This window comes from Bacillus sp. M13(2017) (genome assembly GCF_002218325.1).
GTDB lineage: Bacteria > Bacillota > Bacilli > Bacillales > Bacillaceae_G > Bacillus_A > Bacillus_A thuringiensis_K.
The window spans coordinates 502,416-519,947 of the sequence record NZ_KZ268500.1; the positions used below are offsets into that span (position 1 = coordinate 502,416).

The window sequence follows — 17,532 nt, forward strand, 5'->3', positions numbered from 1 at the left end:
CTAACATAACGCTGTATCTATCATAGCAAATAGCATATTACGATTTCCAGGAAGTCGGCTACCATTTTTTATCATAAGCGGTGAAAGGAGCGTTTCTTGGAAATTTTCTGTTTGAAGAAATTTACGAAATGTAAATTGTGAGTGTGGGACATCAATTCGTACTATACCATTCCAACATTCACATATCTTTTTTAATAATTGAATAGCATCTTTTTCTTGCTTGGCGATAAGTGGATTGATACATAATATATTGCCCTTTTGTATGCATAATGAAAAAGCTTCTATACAGTTATTTCTTTCAATTTTAAAAGAGTGTACGGCCCTTGGTAGTAGCAAAGAGTAAAGTAGAGAACGATTCATACCAGTTGCAATTTGATCGAGAGAAGTAAGAGATATAAGGTCTTCTTCTTGTACTTCTTGTAAGTGAGAAGGGTCCGTCTTAATAGTTTGCTTTTCAAAACGATGAATCTTTGTTGCTGTTTGAAATCCGCATGATGTGTATAGAGGTTCGCCAGCTTTTGTCGCAATAAGTGCAATGGGTTGTTTTGGATGAATTTGTTCCAAGCAATGATTTAGCAACATGCGCCCTATTCCTCGTTCTTGAAAATTAGGGTGAACGATTAACATACCAATGGAAGCGAAGTTACGTGTAAAGGGAAATACTCCTCCAGTCGCAATGAGTTTGTTTTCATGAATGTAACCTACAAGTGTGCCGATAGAAAGATACATTTCGAATTGTTTTTTCATAAAAATTTCATCGTGTAACCATCCAACAGATTTGCAAAGATTAAGTAATTCAAAAATAAAAGACTCATTTAGCTTTACTATTTTCATAAAGGCTCACCGCATTTCTATTTATTTTCATAAAAATAGAGTCAAAATGTAAAAAAGAGATTTAGGTTAATAAATGAAATCCAACTTGTTTATATTTAAATTGTAAAGGGCGGGATGATTGATACCAAAAGACAAAGTTATACAAATTATAACTGATATTTACATAAGTTAACAAAAAATTTACATACAGCTAATTTTCTCTTAATAGTCTTCCATTAAATTTGATAGTGGGAAATGAATAACCTAATTAGGGGGACAAGACAGTGAAAAAGTTTGTGAAAAAAGCATGGCCATTTGCAGTTGTGGCATCATTAGCAGTTACTTCGGTAGCAACATGGAATTTTACTCGTTCTAGTGAGGTTAATGCAGATGAGAACGGAAGCAATGCAAAGATTAAAAATGTTATCGTATTAATTGGGGATGGTATGGGCCCTTCATATATGACGGCTCACCGTTATATGAAAGATAATCCGAAAACCTTTGAAATGGAATCTACAGAATTTGATAAGCATCTTGTAGGAACACAAAAAACATACCCAGAAGATGAACATGAAAATATTACAGACTCTGCATCGGCAGCAACAGCTATGTCAGCAGGGATTAAAACATATAATGCTGCAATTGCAGTTGATAATGATAAAGCGGAAGTGAAAACAGTTCTTGAGCAAGCGAAAGAAAAAGGGAAATCAACGGGACTCGTTGCAACTTCTGAAATTACACATGCAACACCAGCTGCTTTCGGTGCGCATGACATTAGCCGTAAAAATATGGACGCAATTGCAAATGATTATTTTGATGAAAAAATTAAAGGGAAGCATAAGGTAGATGTTATGCTTGGCGGCGGCGTAAAGAACTTTGTTAGAAAAGATCGTAATCTTACAGAAGAGTTTAAGAAATCTGGTTATAGCTATGTAACGGATAGAGATCAATTGTTAAATGATAAAAATGATCAAATTCTTGGTTTATTTGCACCAGGTGGATTAGATAAAATGATTGACCGTAATGAAAAAACACCTTCATTAGAAGAAATGACTAATGCAGCAATTGAGCGTTTGAACAAAAATAAAAATGGTTTCTTCTTAATGGTGGAAGGAAGTCAAATCGACTGGGCTGGACATGATAATGATATTGTTGGTGCAATGAGTGAAATGGAAGACTTCGAAAAAGCTTTCAAAGCAGCGATTGAGTTTGCGAAAAAAGATAAAAATACGTTAGTTGTTGCAACGGCAGATCACGCTACTGGTGGCTTATCTTTAGGTGCCAATGGCGAGTATAACTTTAAAGTAGAACCAATTAAAGCTGCAAAGCGCACACCAGACTTTATGGCAAATGAGATTGCAAAAGGTGCAAATGTAGAAGAAACATTGAAAAAGTATATTGATTTACAATTAACTCCAGAAGAAATTCAAGCTGTAAATGATATAGCTCCGTCAAAAGATGTAACAAAGATTGATAATGCAATTGAAGATATTTTCAATAAGCGCTCGGTTACAGGCTGGACAACGGGTGGACATACAGGGGAAGATGTGAACGTGTATGCATTTGGTCCAGGTAAATACTTGTTCTCTGGCGTTCAAGAGAATACAAATATAGCGAAACGTGTCTTTGATATTGTTGGCGGTGGCGATCCGAATAAAGGAAGACGCTAATTAAGAGCGAAAGTGAGGCGAAATGCCTCACTTTTCTTTTTAGGAGTTGGGAATATGGAAAAATTATTTAGAAAATTAAGGTTCCTTTTAGTATTTGTAGTATTACTAGTTGGATGTCAACAAGAAGAGAATAACGTAGAACAAAAATCTACTACTCAAAAAACTGAGGAAAAGGTACAAATACCAAAAGAAGAAGAGAGATCTATTCAAGATGTTATTAATGCATTTGTGCGAACGACGAATGAAAAAAATCTTGCAGAACATATGGAGTTATTTTCAAAGAAGATGCCTAGTGCCGAAGACTTAAAAATACAAAAAGAAGCCGCATTTCAAAAGGGAAATAAGAAAATTGAATTGGAACATATAGATATGAAAGTTAGTAAAGTAGGGTATGTTATTGTTGAAACGAAAGAAAAGGAAGTAGACGACAGCATTACTCTTCAAAAGAAAGTACAGTATGCCCTTGGAAAAGAAGAGGATAAATGGAAGATTGAAGAGGTTCGAATAATAGAGAAAAAATAACGTGAAACTTTAATAAGTGTAGGAGTCATATTTCCCAAAATGGTATAAAAAAAGGTTCTCATTGGCGAGAACCTTTTTTTATAGTGGTAGCATAATTTGATTTGAGCATGCCTCAATATCATCAATATCTTGACGAATTGTGGCCATTTTATTATCAAGATCTTCAGCTTTCATTGCTGCATCATGTAGTTCATCTTTTAAATACTCCGGTATTTTCCCTTCATATTTATAATAAAGTTTGTGTTCTAAACTTGCCCAAAAGTCCATTGCCAGTGTACGTAACTGAATTTCTGCAAATACATCTTTTGTACCAGAATTTAATGATAAAGGGTATTTAATAATCATGTGTAAACTTTTATATCCGTTTCGTTTTGGGTTAGCGATATAATCTTTTACTTCTATGACTTCCATATCTTCGCGTTTTTGAATGACTTCTTTCAAATGATAGATATCTTCTACGAAGCAACATGTAATACGAATACCAATAATATCTTGTAAATGTGTTTGAGCGTTTTCAACTGTTGGTAATAAGCTTTTGCGCTCTAGTTTTTTAATAATACTCTCAGGTTGTTTTAGTCTTGTTTTTATATGTTCAAACGGGTTGTAATCCTCTAGAAATTGAGCTTCCCGGTTCATAATTTCAAATTTAGTTTTTAACTCTTCTAAAGCAAATGTATATGGTAATACAAAAGCTTTCCAGTAGTTAACTGTTGATTGATTATATTCCATTTATATACACACCTTTTCCTATTTGCAAGTGAGGTCGTTATTATACTAAATACCAAATCATATAAGCGCAAGCAGCAAATGATGAGATCATAAAGCGATATTTAGTTTTCATACTTTCAACTCCTTTCGAGTAAGATTTTATATAAATAAACGTGATTGTTAATAAGTTCACTATGTACAGTTTCTATAGTAATAGATTCGTGTGAATTTCGTATGAACTAATTGTTTCAGCTTTTTGTCTTTTTTGCTGTTAATCATAATTATTATTCGAATTTAAAGTGTTTTTATTTTATTTATCCATTTGTATAAATTAATGTATATTTAAATTTATAGTTAAATTTATAGTTATTGAGGAGGATATATGGTGAACTTTGAAGAATTAGCAATTGCTAGACGTTCTGCAATGAAATTTATACAAGGTATAGAAATCTCTAATGAGGACTTTAAAAAAATATTTGAGTTAACTAAGCTTTCTCCATCTTGCTATAATTTGCAGCACACACATTATGTTGTAATTCGTGATCAAGAGCGAAAAGAAAGATTAAAAGAATTAGCTTTCGGTCAATATAAAGTATCGAGTGCATCAGCGGTAGTGCTCGTTTGTGGTGATAAAAAAGCATACCAAAATGTTGAAAATATTTACTTCGGTATGAAAGTTTTAAAAATGATTGATGAATGTGAATATGAAGATACAATTAGGCAAACGAAAGGTTTATATGAAGGAAAAGGAGAGCGTTTCATGGAGGATGAAGCGATTAGAAATGCTTCGTTAAGCGCGATGACTTTTATGTACGCAGCTAAATATTATGGCTATGATACATGTCCAATGATTGGTTTCGATGAAAAAGCAGTACAAAGTGAATTAAATATGCCGGAGCATATAGTACCTGTTTTAATGATTACGATAGGAAAAAGTGATACGACTAAAACTCGCCCACGAGGATATCGAAAGCCGATTAGTGAGTTTGTTACATACGAAACATTTTAATACAAAGCATAGATTACTTAAACAAAAGGGTTCTATTTAGACCCTTTTGTTTTGTAATTGACAAATAGAATGAAGTTATATAATATATAAATCGTAATCATTACGTTTTAGTTTGCGATCTTAAAAAGAAAGGAGAATTACATATGCGTGTAAATATTACACTAGCTTGTACGGAGTGCGGTGATCGTAATTACATTTCTAAAAAAAATAAACGAAACAATCCAGAGCGCATCGAACTAAAAAAATATTGTCCACGATTAAAGCGAGTAACGTTGCATCGTGAGACGAAGTAGAAGACTAGAGATATCTCTAGTCTTTTTTTGTTTATATTTTTTGGTTGTGTTTGTTATAATTACCTTAAATTGTAATAAAGGGAGCGGTATGATGAATCAAAAAGATAAAGAAAGAAAAGAGCAGGTGGCTCATATTATTAACATTCCAGATGATTATAGGCTTGTTGTAGATGATCAAGAAGGTGTGGATGACCCATATCATCTATTATGGTGGGAGCATAAAGCGGATGAGGAGAGAACAATACAGATTACGTTGAATAGACATACTGGTAGTTTAGTTGACCTTAGGATAGAGGATGAAAAAGCTTTTTCGAGCGGTGAGGAAGCGATAGAGGAAAATAAAGCAAGAGCGATTGCAAATACATTCTTAAAAAAATATACAAAAGAAGGATCTGAATTTTATACATATGTAACTGTTAAGGATGACAGGCGCAGTTGGAAAGAAGTAAATTATATGCAAGAAGTGAATGGCTATCCATTGCCGAATACAGGGTGTGTTGTGCGAGTTCATCCTTCAGGAAATATTGTGAATTTCCATTATAATGGACAAAAAGCGATAGAGAAAAAGCCGTCATGGCCAAGTGAAATTGTTGAGGAGAACGTCGTTTTAGAAAATTTGAAAGCTAGACAAGATATGAGACTTGTATTTGTAGATTTAACATACTCTTCGTGGGAGTATGAAAACGGGGAAGAAGTAAAAGGGTACCATCTTGTATATGAACCAGAGCCTAGTCATGCATTTATTGATGCAAGTACAGGCAAAGATTTATACGGGCCAGAACATTATAAATTACCTTCTACAGTACTTGTTGATAAACCGCTAAAGAGTAGTCAAAAAAAAGATGTGTTTGATTTATTTGATTGGGACAAGGGGAAGTTTGTCAAAATAGATGAAAAAGTAGATGAGGATGAAGTCCGGATAAAATTTGTATTAAAAGAAGAATTACAAAAAGAAATAGAAGAGAAGGATTCATATTCAATGGATGAGTTTTATAAAAAACATTTTCCAATGTTGAAACATGATGAATTCGTTGTAATTACTCTAGATAAAGAAACAAATCAATTGCTTTCTTTTTTTATGTGGAAGGATGAGAAAAAAAGGAAAACAATCTTATCAAGAGAGCAATGTTTAAGCAAGGCACTTCAATTTTTAGAGCATATTATCCCAGATGCGACAAAGTATGTTCAACTTTGGGATAATTATGAGGAGGAAGAGGGGATAGAGAGGTTTTCCTTTTCAATCTATGTAAATGACATTCATGTAGAGCGGAAATATATTATGATCAACATCAATGCAGAAAATGGTGCTGTGATGCACTACTCTGGAGAGTGTGGCAACTTTATAAAAGAATTACTTACATATGAAACAACACCAAAAGTAACAAAAGAAAAAGCATTAGAAATATACAGAGAGGCTATCCGAGTTAAATTAGAATGGTTTGTAGATCATGATGCAGAGGAAACCAAGTACAAACTACTGTACAAACAAACGACAGATGAAAAACATAAAGAACCTTTTGATTGTAGTCGAGAAATTCGTTATATTGATGCCAAAACTGGGAGAAAGATTTGGAGTAAGTAAAATAAAAAGAGTTATTTTTCAAAGAAAATAACTCTTTTTATTTTTATACTTTGCCTGTTCGTTTTTCAAAAGTAAATGTGATAGGAAGATGGGAAGAAGAATTATCACTTTTAAATATTACGTTCCATTCTTTAGTATGGGCTTTAATTTCAAAATTAAGAAGATTCATCGCTCTACGTTTATCTATTTCTAAAAACATATTATGAATTTCTGGTTCTTGCTGTAAATTAAAAGCTTTTAGTGTGACTGTAAATGTGAAAAAATTCTGCCCTTCATATACTATTTTTGATATTTTTGTTTTTTGTGTATTTAACAGTATATAAAAACGGTCTGATGGAGTTAATTGTACAGAGTCATCAGTAATTTCATTCTCGCTATTATGAAGTTCAACTAAGAAAGATGTACTATGGGAAGAATCTTTTTTGCTTGTAATCTGTAATTCAGTAGGAATCATCGGTATTTCATAAAAATCATTCCTTATTATGTTATTATAATCCTCTGAAAATTTACGGACTTCTTTTGGAAAAGAGTCTTCTTGTGTACTTAAAAAAGTTTTATGTTGATTTGGAGTTTTTTTACTAAAATTTAATGTTTCTTTAAAGTAATAATTGGAACCAGTTAAAAATAAAAAACTACAAATTAATAAAAAAATTCGATACGGATTTTGAAAGTGAAAGAACAGTAGTATACATGTAATAATTCCAATTACATAGAAAATAAAGATAAGTAGTTCTAGTTTTGAGTGAAACGAGAAACCATAGTTATGAAAAAAATTTATTCCAGTTATAATTTGAGCTCCAAAAAATAAAGAAATTCCAAATTGAAAAAATAATAAATCAGGCCCTCTTTTAATAACAAAAGTAATGAACGAAATGAAAAGTAAAAATACCCCTAAATAAATTGTTACATTTAATAATCGATCTAATGTAATCATGAATAGTGTCCCCTTTAATAGCATATTCATATAAATAACAATTTTATTTAATTATAATATAACGATAAAATATTTTAAATGTTGGAAGTGTTGAGTTTTATAAATAAACTGTACAGACACAAACAACCTCACGCCCACATACACATAATAAAGACCACTATTTTGGCGGAGGTGAAAGGTTTGAGTCTATTCGCCGCAATTGGATACATGGTTCGAGAAGTGTTTGTCTTTGTTTCTTATGTAAAGAATAATGCGTTCCCGCAGCCGTTATCATCAGATGATGAGAGAAAGTACTTAGAGTTAATGGAGCAAGGTGATGCTCAAGCGAGAAATCTTTTAATTGAACATAATTTACGGCTTGTAGCTCATATCGTTAAAAAATTTGAGAACACAGGAGAAGATGCAGAAGATTTAATTTCAATTGGTACGATCGGGCTCATTAAAGCGATCGAGAGCTATTCTGCAGGAAAGGGAACGAAGCTTGCGACGTATGCAGCACGCTGTATTGAAAATGAAATTTTGATGCATTTACGTGTACTAAAGAAAACGAAAAAAGATGTTTCACTTCATGATCCGATCGGGCAAGATAAAGAGGGCAATGAAATATCGCTTATTGATATATTAAAATCAGAGTCTGAAGATGTAATTGATATGATTCAGCTTAGTATGGAGTTAGAAAAAATTAAAGAGTATATCGATATTTTAGACGAAAGAGAAAAAGAAGTGATTGTGAAACGTTTTGGACTTGGGCTAGATAAGGAGAAAACACAGCGGGAAATCGCTAAGGCACTTGGTATTTCTAGAAGCTACGTATCACGGATCGAAAAGCGTGCTTTAATGAAAATGTTCCACGAGTTTGTAAGGGCAGAGAAAGAGAAAAAAGCGAAAGAGTAAAGTGTATTAGAAGCAGCCATATTTTAAAATGGGCTGCTTTTCTTATTGTAAATAAGAAAAGAAAACGCGTTATGCTAAGAAGAAATACATGTTCACTGTTGAAAATGACGGATTCTATCTGTAATATTAGAAGGTGCTAAATAATTTAAGAATAATACCATACTTAGTTTTCTGTATGTATAATAAGGCTGCTTTATATGATATGTGGGAATAAGAACCAATTTTACATATGATATAGAAAGAAAAGAAGGGAAAACTAAAGTTATAGACTGATTAGGGGGTTTCGCAATTTGCGACGTACATTATATCGACTTATGATAGAACTTACAAATGGTCGCTTTACTTCTTATATATTACGTAAATTTGCACAATCTCGTTTGAGCTCTATCATTATTCCATCGTATGCGAAAGTTTTTCAAATTAATCAAGATGAGATGGAAAAGGGTTTGAAGGAATATAGAACATTGCATGAATTATTTACGCGTAAGCTAAAAGAAGGAAAGCGTAGTATTGATGCAGATGCATCGAGTATCGTTAGTCCTGTTGATGGTGTTTTTGCAGATCATGGTCCTATTGAGGATACAAAAACATTTGATATTAAAGGAAAGCGTTATTCGATTGTGGATATGCTAGGTAATGAAGAACGTGCACAGCGATATGCAGGTGGTACATATATGGTTATTTATTTAAGCCCAAGTCATTATCATCGTATTCATAGTCCGCTTTCTGGTTCTGTGACTGAAAGATTTGTACTCGGTAGAAAATCATATCCGGTAAATGCAGCTGGTATGGAATACGGGAAAGAACCACTGTCAAAAAATTATCGTTCTGTTACAGAAGTAAGCAGTGATGGCGAGCATATGGCTCTTGTAAAAGTAGGTGCCATGTTTGTTAATAGTATTGAGCTTTTGCATGAGAGAGACACTGTTCAAAAAGGTGAAGAAATGGCATACTTTACATTTGGTTCAACAGTTGTGTTATTGTTTGAAAAAGATATGATAGAAGTAGTGCAGGAATTAAAGAGTGGACAAGAGCTTCGTCTTGGTGAAAAAATAGCTACTCGCTTAGCTCATAAATAAAGAAAAGCTTTTATAACCGTAAGTAAGAGTTATGGGCAAAGATACTTAATGATGAAATCCCCTAGATGGGAGTACTTGTTTATTCGAGAGCCATCGTAGGATGGCTCTTTTTACAGGGCATCCAATAATGTATCCTTTAACTGTTTAATTGGTACGGGCTGATTAAACTTTCACTCTATATGTAATCAAGATGATTTGACAAGCTTGTCCTCTAATGAGCGTCTAATGATTTCTTGTTTTATAAGTAAAATGAAGTCGGGATTTAATTTTAGTTCTTTTGCTTTATAATAAGACTCAGTGAGTAACTCAGTGGATAACTGTTCCATATGTTTTGTTTTCAAGGTGAGTCACCTCCTAATAATATAAGGATTGATTCGTTGATGCATTTAATGTACCAAAAAAATATGACAGCCACAAACGAGTGGTTATCCACATACCTAGGTGGATAAAGTGTGTATAGTTTGTTAGTAAATTCCAAATTAACTGAAAAATTAATGTGGAAAATGTGTACAATTTTATCCACAGGTTATATATCGAAAAATGTTGTCGAAAAATTTTATGAAAAATCCTCAAAGAGGTGAAAGAAATTGAAACTATTTTTACCAAATGAATATGTAAAAAATGTATATCATGTTCAACCAGAAGATTTAAAAAAACGTGGGATTAAAGGCGTTATTACTGACTTAGATAACACTTTAATTGAATGGGATCGTCCTAATGCAACGCCGCAACTTGAAAAATGGTTCTTGGAGATGAAAGAGCAAGGCATCCAAGTAACGGTCGTTTCAAATAATAATGAGCAACGTGTGAAAGATTTTGCTGATCCATTAGGTATTCCATTTATTCATAGTGCACGTAAACCATTTGTTCGCGCATTTAAGCGTGCGATACAAGAGATGCGTTTGCAGCCAGATGAAGTTGTAGTAATTGGAGATCAGTTACTGACTGACGTGCTTGGTGGAAACCGAGTAGGCCTTCATACAATTTTAGTTGTACCGGTGGCACAAACGGACGGATTAGTAACGCGCTTTAATCGAAAAATCGAACGAAGAATTATGAAAAATATGAAGAAAAAAGGTTTAATTAACTGGGAGGAATAAAGTTTGACTGAAACAATTAAATGTATTGGTTGCGGTGTAGAAATTCAAACAGAAAATAAAAACGAAGTGGGGTATGCTCCTGCCTCATCTTTAGAAAAAGAACAAGTCATTTGCCAACGCTGTTTTCGTTTGAAACATTATAATGAAATTCAAGATGTATCGTTAACAGATGATGACTTCCTACGCATTTTAAATGGAATTGGAAAATCAGATGCATTAGTAGTCAAGATTGTAGATATTTTTGATTTTAATGGTAGCTGGTTACCTGGCTTACATCGTTTCGTAGGGAATAATAAAGTATTACTTGTTGGAAATAAAGCTGATTTAATTCCAAAGTCAGTAAAACATGATAAAGTAAAGCATTGGATGCGCTATAGTGCAAAGCAGCTAGGATTAAAACCAGAAGATGTCTTTTTAATTAGTGCAGCGAAGGGACAAGGAATTGCTGAACTAGCAGATGCTATTGAGTATTATCGCGGCGGCAAAGATGTTTATGTTGTTGGATGTACGAATGTAGGGAAATCGACATTTATTAATCGTATGATTAAAGAATTTAGTGATGAGACTGAAAATGTAATTACAACATCTCATTTCCCAGGAACAACACTTGATTTAATTGATATCCCGTTAGATGAAGAATCTTCTTTATATGATACGCCAGGTATTATTAACCACCATCAAATGGCTCACTATGTTGGAAAACAAAGCTTAAAGCTTATTACACCAACAAAAGAAATTAAGCCGATGGTGTTCCAATTAAATGAAGAACAAACATTGTTCTTTAGTGGACTGGCACGTTTTGATTATGTAAGTGGCGGTCGTCGTGCATTTACTTGTCACTTCTCGAATCGTTTAACAATCCATCGTACAAAGCTTGAGAAAGCAGATGAATTATATAAAAATCATGCTGGAGATTTACTAAGCCCGCCAACACCAGAAGAATTAGAAAATATGCCAGAGCTAGTGAAATACGAGTTTAATATTCGTGAACCAAAAACGGATGTTGTATTCTCTGGATTAGGATGGGTTACTGTGAACGAACCGGGAGCAAAAATTGTTGCACACGTACCAAAAGGAGTAAGTGTTTCATTGCGTAAATCTTTAATTTAATATGGAGAGGGATTTATGAAACAATTATATGGTGTAATCGGAAATCCAATTGGACATTCACTATCACCCGTTATGCATAACGATGCATTTGAACACTTGAATATGGATGCCCATTATCATGCCTTTCTTGTTAAAGAGGAAGAGCTAGGGGAAGCAGTAAGAGGTTTAAAAGCATTAGGTATTTCAGGATTTAATGTAACAACTCCGCACAAAGTTGCGATTATGGATTATTTGGATGAGATTGACCCGCTAGCAAAACAAATTGGTGCGGTAAATACAGTGGTTCATAAGGGTGGAAAGTTGATTGGCTACAATACAGATGGAATTGGTTTTGTCCGAGCATTGCAGTCCGTTAGTAGTGAACCACTTCAAGAGAAACGTATTTTATTGCTTGGCGCAGGTGGTGCTAGTCGAGCGATTTATTTTTCTCTTGCCGATGTAGGTGTGAAAGAGATTGATGTAGCCAATCGTACAGTAGATAAGGCGAAAGAACTTATTGCTGCATGTACGGCTACTGTTCATTCTGTTCCTTTATCTTTAGAAAAAGCAACAGAAGAGCAAGGGAATTATGATATTATCATTCAGACGACAACGATAGGTATGCATCCACGCGTTGAACATACGCCGTTACAAATTTCTTCGTTAAAAAAAGGGACGATTGTATCAGATATAATTTATAACCCATTTGAAACGAAAATTTTATGCGAGGCGAAAGAGCAAGGTGCAATCATTCAAAATGGTATTGATATGTTTGTTTATCAAGGTGCACTTGCGTTTGAAATGTGGACAGGCCGCGCGCCAAATATCGAACGAATGAAACAATTAGTTATAAGAAAGCTTGGAGGCTAACATATATGTTAACAGGAAAACAAAAAAGATTTTTACGTGCACAAGCACATCATTTAACACCAATTTTTCAATTAGGAAAAGGCGGAGTAAATGAAAATATGATTAAACAAATCGCAGATACTTTAGAAGCTCGTGAGCTATTTAAAGTAAGTGTGCTACAGAACTGTGAATTCGATCGCCGTGAGGTTGCAGAAGAACTTGCAAAAGGTGCACGTGCTGAAATCGTTCAAGTAATTGGAAGCACAATCGTTTTATACAAAGAATCAAGAGAAAATAAACAAATTAAGCTTCCTCGATAAAAAGACTAGCATGCGCTATTTTTATTGCTGATGCGTAATGATGTACAGAGCGAAACCAATTGAACTTTTATTAATAGCAACTCTCTTCATTCCTAACCGAGGAGAGTTGCTGTATGTAAAAGGAAGGGGCGTTTCTTTTGAGAAAAATTGGCATCATTGGCGGTACATTTGATCCGCCTCACTATGGACATTTGCTAATTGCAAATGAAGTATATCACGCTTTGAACTTGGAAGAAGTATGGTTCTTGCCAAACCAGATTCCGCCACATAAACAAGGGCGGAATATTACAAGTGTGGAAAGTCGTTTACATATGTTAGAGCTCGCGACTGATGCAGAAGAACACTTTTCTATTTGTTTAGAAGAGCTAAGTAGGAAGGGCCCATCTTATACGTATGACACTATGTTACAATTGACGAAGAAGTATCCGGATGTGCAGTTTCACTTTATTATTGGTGGGGATATGGTTGAGTATTTACCGAAGTGGTATAACATTGAAGCTTTACTTAATCTTGTAACGTTTGTTGGAGTTGCAAGACCTGGGTATACATTGCATACACCATATAAGATTACTACAGTGGAAATTCCGGAATTTGCAGTTTCTTCATCCTTATTACGTGAGAGATATAAGGAGAAAAAAACATGTAAATATTTACTTCCTGAAAAAGTGCAGGTATATATCGAGAGGAATGGGTTGTATGAATCGTGAGAATGCACTGCATATTGTCAAACAACAAATGCATGAAAAACGTTATATACACACAATTGGTGTAATGGAGACAGCGATTGAGCTTGCTAAGTTATACGGTGTGGACGAGAAAAAAGCAGAGATGGCAGCTATATTCCATGATTATGCGAAATGTAGAGCAATTTCAGAGATGGAAGAGATTATTAAACGTGAAGATTTGCCGAAAGATTTACTTTGCTATAACAAAGAGTTATGGCATGCACCTGTTGGGGCATACTTAGTAGAAAAAGAAGTAGGCATTACGGATTCTGAAATTTTGCAAGCTATTACATATCATACAAGTGGTCATGAGAACATGACGATGTTAGATAAAGTGATTTATGTAGCTGATTACATTGAACCGGGGCGAAAGTTTCCAGGAGTGGAAGAGGCTCGTAAACTCGCATATACGGATATAAATCAAGCTTTATTATTTGCGTTAAAGAGAACAATTCAATTTTTAATGGAAAAAGATCAGACGATTTATCCATTAACATTCCAAACATACAATGCAGTTATCAAGGAGGAAATGAGTAAATGAACGATAAAGATTTATTAGTATTAGCGGCAAAAGCAGCTGATGATAAGAGAGCAGAAGATATGGTTGTCCTAAATATGCAAGGTATTTCACCAATTGCAGATTATTTCATTATTTGTCACGGTAATTCAGATAAACAAGTGCAAGCAATTGCACGTGAAATTAAATCAAAAGCACATGAGTTCCAAATCGACGTACAACGTATGGAAGGATTTGACGAAGCACGTTGGGTATTAGTTGATCTTGGAGATGTAGTTGCTCATGTATTCCATAAAGATGAGCGTAATCACTATAATTTAGAGCGTCTATGGGGCGACGTGCCACGTGAAGATATTACAGAAGAGTTAGGCCAATGAAATACGAACAATTTGCATTGTTGTACGACGAACTAATGAATGATGTCCCTTATGATAAATGGGTGGAATTTACAGAGGAAAGTTTACAGCAGGCAGATATGAAAGAGGTAAAAATTCTTGATGTAGCATGCGGTACGGGTAATGTAACCCTTCCGCTTGTGCAAAAGGGTTACGATTTAATAGGTGTCGATCTTTCAGAAGAAATGTTAACAGTCGCTCAGCAAAAACTAGGAGGAGAGGGATACTTTATTCCTTTTTATCAACAAGATATGCGCGAGCTTGATGTTCCAGGTGAGTTTGATTGTGTAACCATCTTTTGTGATTCATTAAATTATGTATTGCAAGAAGATGGAGTACAAGAAACATTTAGAAGAGTATCTCACCATTTACGTCAAGGTGGTTTGTTTTTATTTGATGTACATTCTTTATATAAAATACATCATGTATTTCAAAATGAAACGTATACAGTAAATGGAGAAGAAATATCTCTTATTTGGAATTGCTTCCCTGGTGAAGAATCAAATAGTGTAGAGCATGATTTAACATTCTTTGTTCAAGATCCGGAAGAAGATGTGTACCATCGGTTTGACGAATGTCACGTGCAACGTGCATATCAAGTGGAAGAGTTAACGAAATGGCTTGAAGAAGCAGGTTTTACAGTGCTTCGTGTAACAGGTGATTTTGAGCGACTTGAAGTTACAGAACAAACAGAGCGTATTTTCTTCATGGCGAAGAAAAACGGATAAAACAAAAGCAACCGAGAAGGTTGCTTTTGTTTTATAAAGAAGATGTATTTTTAGTTCTAGCATAATCTGAAGATTGTATGCGTAAAGTGTGGGAATAGTAGTTGAAGTGAAAATGTATTGTAAAAAAGTAAGTATTTATAAAAAGGATTTGGAATGAAAATGACGTATTTATTATGTGTGTTTATTGAATTGCTGATCAACGCATTCTAAATCTTCATCAAATTTTTCATGTGTTCGCTCAATTAACTTATGGAACATATCTCCAACGTGTTCTTCTAAAACCCGGATGCCTTCCCCAGTAACGCCGCCTTTCACGCAAACCTTTTCTTGTAAGGTAGGTAATGTGAAGATTTCTTTTTCAAGTAATTTCCCCATCCCCACGACCATTTCACTTACTAAAGTAGTAGCCTCTTCGTGTGTAATATTTGTTTTATCTACAGCAGCGTTAATGAAGCATTGTAGTAAATAACTAAAGAAAGCAGGACCGCAACTTGCTATATCAGATGAAACGCGCGTTATATCTTCTTCTATTACAAGAGGTGTCGAAATATTTTTGAATAGACGAAGTAGTTTTTGTTGCCATTCTTCAGAGCAATTATCTCCAAATGTAAATAGTGAGGCGCCAGAGAGCGCGCGATTTGTGATACTTGGAATGATACGCGCGACGTGGCAAGGTACGAGAGTCTCTAATTGTGATGGAGATATTGGACTTGTAATAGAAACTAAGCACGTGTCATCAGAAAAATGTTCAGTGTATTTTTTTAGGATAGGGTATATATCTATCGGCTTAACACAAATAAAGATCAGTTGTGATTGTTCGATTATTTCCGGGATAGTTTTTGCTATATGAACAGAAGGGTATTTTTCTTTTATATGATATGCTTTGGCAGGCGTCCGATTAATGATTGTAAGGCACGAAGGTTTGGCAGCACGGGTTTCTAAAAATGCATCGATTAGTATATTCCCCATGTTTCCTGTCCCTATAATTCCTATGTTCAAAGTTTCATCCCTCCTTCGTAACAGCTTTCTCCTAAACAATATGAATGATGTTATAAATTTATGATTAGAGGTGTAAAATGATGTGGGATTTTCCGAAAAAGTGGTTAGGTTTAGTAGCTATTATTGGAACTTTACTTTTTCTTGTTTTTTGGAAAACGAATCAGAGTGTAGAACGAACGCCTATTACAATGAATGTACAAGAGAAGGATATAGAAAAAAAGAGTAAACCGAAAATGTCGGATACAAAGGAACAGAAAAGAACAATTATAATTGATGTGAAAGGAGCGGTTAATAAAGAAGGGGTATATGAAATGGAGGAAGGAGATCGCGTAAAGGATGCGGTTCAAAAGGCTGGTGGTTTTTTATCAGAGGTAGATATGAAAAAAGTGAATTTAGCACAAATTGTACAAGATCAAATGCTTCTTTATATACCGAGTAAAAATGAGTCAGAACAAGGGATGCTTACTTCTTCTAAGGAAGATGGCAAGATTCGAATAAATACAGCGGCGAAAGAGCAATTAGAAAAAATTACAGGGATTGGCTCTAGAAAGGCAGAAAGTATTTTGAAATATCGAGAAGAGCATGGTCCGTTTCAGAAAATAGAAGATTTATTAGAGATTGATGGGATTGGTGCGAAATCTCTTGAAAAGATAAAAGATCAAATTATTATTCCGTAAAAGATTGACGAAGTTTTTCTTCTTTCGCTACACTACAAGTAGACAAAAAAGTAGGTGAAAATATGGAACGAATTTCATGGGATCAATATTTTATGACGCAAAGCCATCTACTATCGTTACGTAGTACATGTACAAGGCTTGCGGTAGGAGCAACAATCGTTCGCGATAAACGAATTATTGCGGGTGGATATAATGGTTCAATTAAAGGTGGTGTACATTGTATAGATGATGGTTGTTACGTAATCGATAATCATTGTGTTCGGACAATTCATGCCGAAATGAATGCTTTATTACAATGTGCCAAGTTTGGTGCGAAAACAGAGGAAGCAGAAATTTACGTTACGCATTTCCCTTGTTTACAATGTTGTAAGGCAATTATTCAAAGTGGTATTACAGCGGTTTATTATGCGCAGGATTATAAAAATCATCCATACGCCATAGAATTATTCGAACAAGCGAATGTAACAGTGAAGCACGTTCCGCTAGAATATGATATTGCTGCATTAGAGGAGCAAAAACGTTATAAGGAGTTAAAAGAATTATTTGCGCCTTTAGAAAAAGATAATTTATCAATGGAAGAATTACAGCATGTATTCACGAAAGCAAAAATGATGCTATAAGGAGTGAGT

At 34.4% G+C, this 17,532-nt stretch carries 22 protein-coding genes; 17 read left to right on the forward strand and 5 right to left on the reverse strand.

What is annotated here, in order from left to right; translation table 11 throughout:
* On the reverse strand, nucleotides 1-834 hold the full coding sequence (locus CGQ22_RS02870) for a GNAT family N-acetyltransferase (protein ID WP_000706690.1): 834 nt from the start codon (nucleotides 832-834) through the stop codon (nucleotides 1-3).
* 263 nt (nucleotides 835-1,097) lie between these two features.
* On the opposite strand from CGQ22_RS02870, the gene CGQ22_RS02875 reads away from it, so the two are divergent.
* On the forward strand, nucleotides 1,098-2,483 hold the full coding sequence (locus CGQ22_RS02875; RefSeq protein ID WP_000714913.1) for an alkaline phosphatase: 1,386 nt from the start codon (nucleotides 1,098-1,100) through the stop codon (nucleotides 2,481-2,483).
* 54 nt (nucleotides 2,484-2,537) lie between these two features.
* Entirely contained in the window at nucleotides 2,538-3,005 is a 468-nt protein-coding gene (locus CGQ22_RS02880) for a hypothetical protein (RefSeq protein WP_000413045.1), read from the forward strand.
* 78 nt (nucleotides 3,006-3,083) lie between these two features.
* Here CGQ22_RS02880 and CGQ22_RS02885 read toward each other — a convergent pair whose 3' ends face one another.
* Nucleotides 3,084-3,734 carry a GTP pyrophosphokinase gene (locus tag CGQ22_RS02885; RefSeq protein WP_000456230.1) on the reverse strand — a complete coding sequence of 217 codons (651 nt, stop codon included), beginning with the start codon at nucleotides 3,732-3,734 and terminating at the stop codon, nucleotides 3,084-3,086.
* A 361-nt stretch (nucleotides 3,735-4,095) separates the two neighbouring features.
* On the opposite strand from CGQ22_RS02885, the gene CGQ22_RS02890 reads away from it, so the two are divergent.
* The 3 genes from CGQ22_RS02890 (at nucleotide 4,096) to CGQ22_RS02900 (ending at nucleotide 6,597) form a co-directional block, all read left to right on the forward strand.
* Nucleotides 4,096-4,722, forward strand: coding sequence for a nitroreductase family protein (locus CGQ22_RS02890; RefSeq protein WP_000245986.1), 627 nt, complete (start codon nucleotides 4,096-4,098; stop codon nucleotides 4,720-4,722).
* A 143-nt stretch (nucleotides 4,723-4,865) separates the two neighbouring features.
* A complete protein-coding gene (gene rpmG, locus CGQ22_RS02895) occupies nucleotides 4,866-5,015 on the forward strand; it encodes a 50S ribosomal protein L33 (protein WP_001265617.1) in 150 nt (49 codons plus the stop codon).
* Nucleotides 5,016-5,103: 88 nt separating this feature from the next.
* Nucleotides 5,104-6,597 (forward strand): YcdB/YcdC domain-containing protein, encoded by a 1,494-nt coding sequence (locus CGQ22_RS02900; protein WP_003302734.1) that lies wholly within the window; start codon nucleotides 5,104-5,106, stop codon nucleotides 6,595-6,597.
* Between the two features lie 43 nt (nucleotides 6,598-6,640).
* Here CGQ22_RS02900 and CGQ22_RS02905 read toward each other — a convergent pair whose 3' ends face one another.
* Nucleotides 6,641-7,561, reverse strand: a complete 921-nt coding sequence (locus CGQ22_RS02905) for a hypothetical protein (protein WP_003302736.1) — start codon at nucleotides 7,559-7,561, stop codon at nucleotides 6,641-6,643.
* 150 nt (nucleotides 7,562-7,711) lie between these two features.
* Here CGQ22_RS02905 and sigK point away from each other — a divergent pair, with 150 nt between their 5' ends.
* The gene (gene sigK, locus CGQ22_RS02910; protein WP_000051382.1) at nucleotides 7,712-8,425 is read left to right on the forward strand and encodes an RNA polymerase sporulation sigma factor SigK; all 714 of its coding nucleotides are present in this window, start codon (nucleotides 7,712-7,714) and stop codon (nucleotides 8,423-8,425) included.
* Between the two features lie 290 nt (nucleotides 8,426-8,715).
* Nucleotides 8,716-9,504, forward strand: a complete 789-nt coding sequence (locus CGQ22_RS02915) for a phosphatidylserine decarboxylase (RefSeq protein WP_001254988.1) — start codon at nucleotides 8,716-8,718, stop codon at nucleotides 9,502-9,504.
* A gap of 185 nt (nucleotides 9,505-9,689) precedes the next feature.
* On the opposite strand, the gene sda is transcribed toward CGQ22_RS02915, so the two are convergent.
* On the reverse strand, nucleotides 9,690-9,845 hold the full coding sequence (gene sda, locus CGQ22_RS02920) for a sporulation histidine kinase inhibitor Sda (protein WP_000850094.1): 156 nt from the start codon (nucleotides 9,843-9,845) through the stop codon (nucleotides 9,690-9,692).
* Between the two features lie 246 nt (nucleotides 9,846-10,091).
* Here sda and CGQ22_RS02925 point away from each other — a divergent pair, with 246 nt between their 5' ends.
* The 8 genes from CGQ22_RS02925 to CGQ22_RS02960 all read left to right on the forward strand — a co-directional run bounded on the left by CGQ22_RS02925 (nucleotide 10,092) and on the right by CGQ22_RS02960 (nucleotide 15,227).
* Nucleotides 10,092-10,604: a YqeG family HAD IIIA-type phosphatase gene (locus CGQ22_RS02925; protein ID WP_000765314.1), complete on the forward strand. Its 513-nt coding sequence runs from the start codon at nucleotides 10,092-10,094 to the stop codon at nucleotides 10,602-10,604.
* A gap of 3 nt (nucleotides 10,605-10,607) precedes the next feature.
* Nucleotides 10,608-11,714 (forward strand): ribosome biogenesis GTPase YqeH, encoded by a 1,107-nt coding sequence (gene yqeH / locus CGQ22_RS02930; protein WP_000140800.1) that lies wholly within the window; start codon nucleotides 10,608-10,610, stop codon nucleotides 11,712-11,714.
* A 15-nt stretch (nucleotides 11,715-11,729) separates the two neighbouring features.
* Nucleotides 11,730-12,563, forward strand: coding sequence for a shikimate dehydrogenase (gene aroE, locus CGQ22_RS02935; RefSeq protein ID WP_000812084.1), 834 nt, complete (start codon nucleotides 11,730-11,732; stop codon nucleotides 12,561-12,563).
* A gap of 5 nt (nucleotides 12,564-12,568) precedes the next feature.
* Nucleotides 12,569-12,862, forward strand: a complete 294-nt coding sequence (gene yhbY / locus CGQ22_RS02940; RefSeq protein ID WP_089148279.1) for a ribosome assembly RNA-binding protein YhbY — start codon at nucleotides 12,569-12,571, stop codon at nucleotides 12,860-12,862.
* A 137-nt stretch (nucleotides 12,863-12,999) separates the two neighbouring features.
* Entirely contained in the window at nucleotides 13,000-13,569 is a 570-nt protein-coding gene (gene nadD / locus CGQ22_RS02945) for a nicotinate-nucleotide adenylyltransferase (RefSeq protein ID WP_001226043.1), read from the forward strand.
* On the forward strand, nucleotides 13,559-14,128 hold the full coding sequence (gene yqeK / locus CGQ22_RS02950) for a bis(5'-nucleosyl)-tetraphosphatase (symmetrical) YqeK (RefSeq protein ID WP_001078477.1): 570 nt from the start codon (nucleotides 13,559-13,561) through the stop codon (nucleotides 14,126-14,128). The genes nadD and yqeK overlap by 11 nt, the downstream gene beginning before the upstream one ends.
* Nucleotides 14,125-14,481, forward strand: coding sequence for a ribosome silencing factor (rsfS, locus tag CGQ22_RS02955; RefSeq protein ID WP_000998173.1), 357 nt, complete (start codon nucleotides 14,125-14,127; stop codon nucleotides 14,479-14,481). Before yqeK ends, rsfS begins: the two co-directional genes overlap by 4 nt.
* The gene (locus CGQ22_RS02960; RefSeq protein WP_000873073.1) at nucleotides 14,478-15,227 is read left to right on the forward strand and encodes a class I SAM-dependent methyltransferase; all 750 of its coding nucleotides are present in this window, start codon (nucleotides 14,478-14,480) and stop codon (nucleotides 15,225-15,227) included. Before rsfS ends, CGQ22_RS02960 begins: the two co-directional genes overlap by 4 nt.
* 171 nt (nucleotides 15,228-15,398) lie before the next feature.
* Here the strand turns inward: CGQ22_RS02960 and comER are convergent, their stop codons facing one another.
* Nucleotides 15,399-16,226: a late competence protein ComER gene (gene comER, locus CGQ22_RS02965; protein ID WP_001020536.1), complete on the reverse strand. Its 828-nt coding sequence runs from the start codon at nucleotides 16,224-16,226 to the stop codon at nucleotides 15,399-15,401.
* A 77-nt stretch (nucleotides 16,227-16,303) separates the two neighbouring features.
* On the opposite strand from comER, the gene CGQ22_RS02970 reads away from it, so the two are divergent.
* Both CGQ22_RS02970 and CGQ22_RS02975 read left to right on the forward strand, forming a co-directional pair.
* Nucleotides 16,304-16,903, forward strand: coding sequence for a helix-hairpin-helix domain-containing protein (locus CGQ22_RS02970; protein WP_000989933.1), 600 nt, complete (start codon nucleotides 16,304-16,306; stop codon nucleotides 16,901-16,903).
* Nucleotides 16,904-16,965: 62 nt separating this feature from the next.
* Nucleotides 16,966-17,523 carry a ComE operon protein 2 gene (locus tag CGQ22_RS02975; RefSeq protein ID WP_000439771.1) on the forward strand — a complete coding sequence of 186 codons (558 nt, stop codon included), beginning with the start codon at nucleotides 16,966-16,968 and terminating at the stop codon, nucleotides 17,521-17,523.
* Nucleotides 17,524-17,532 lie beyond the last annotated feature (9 nt).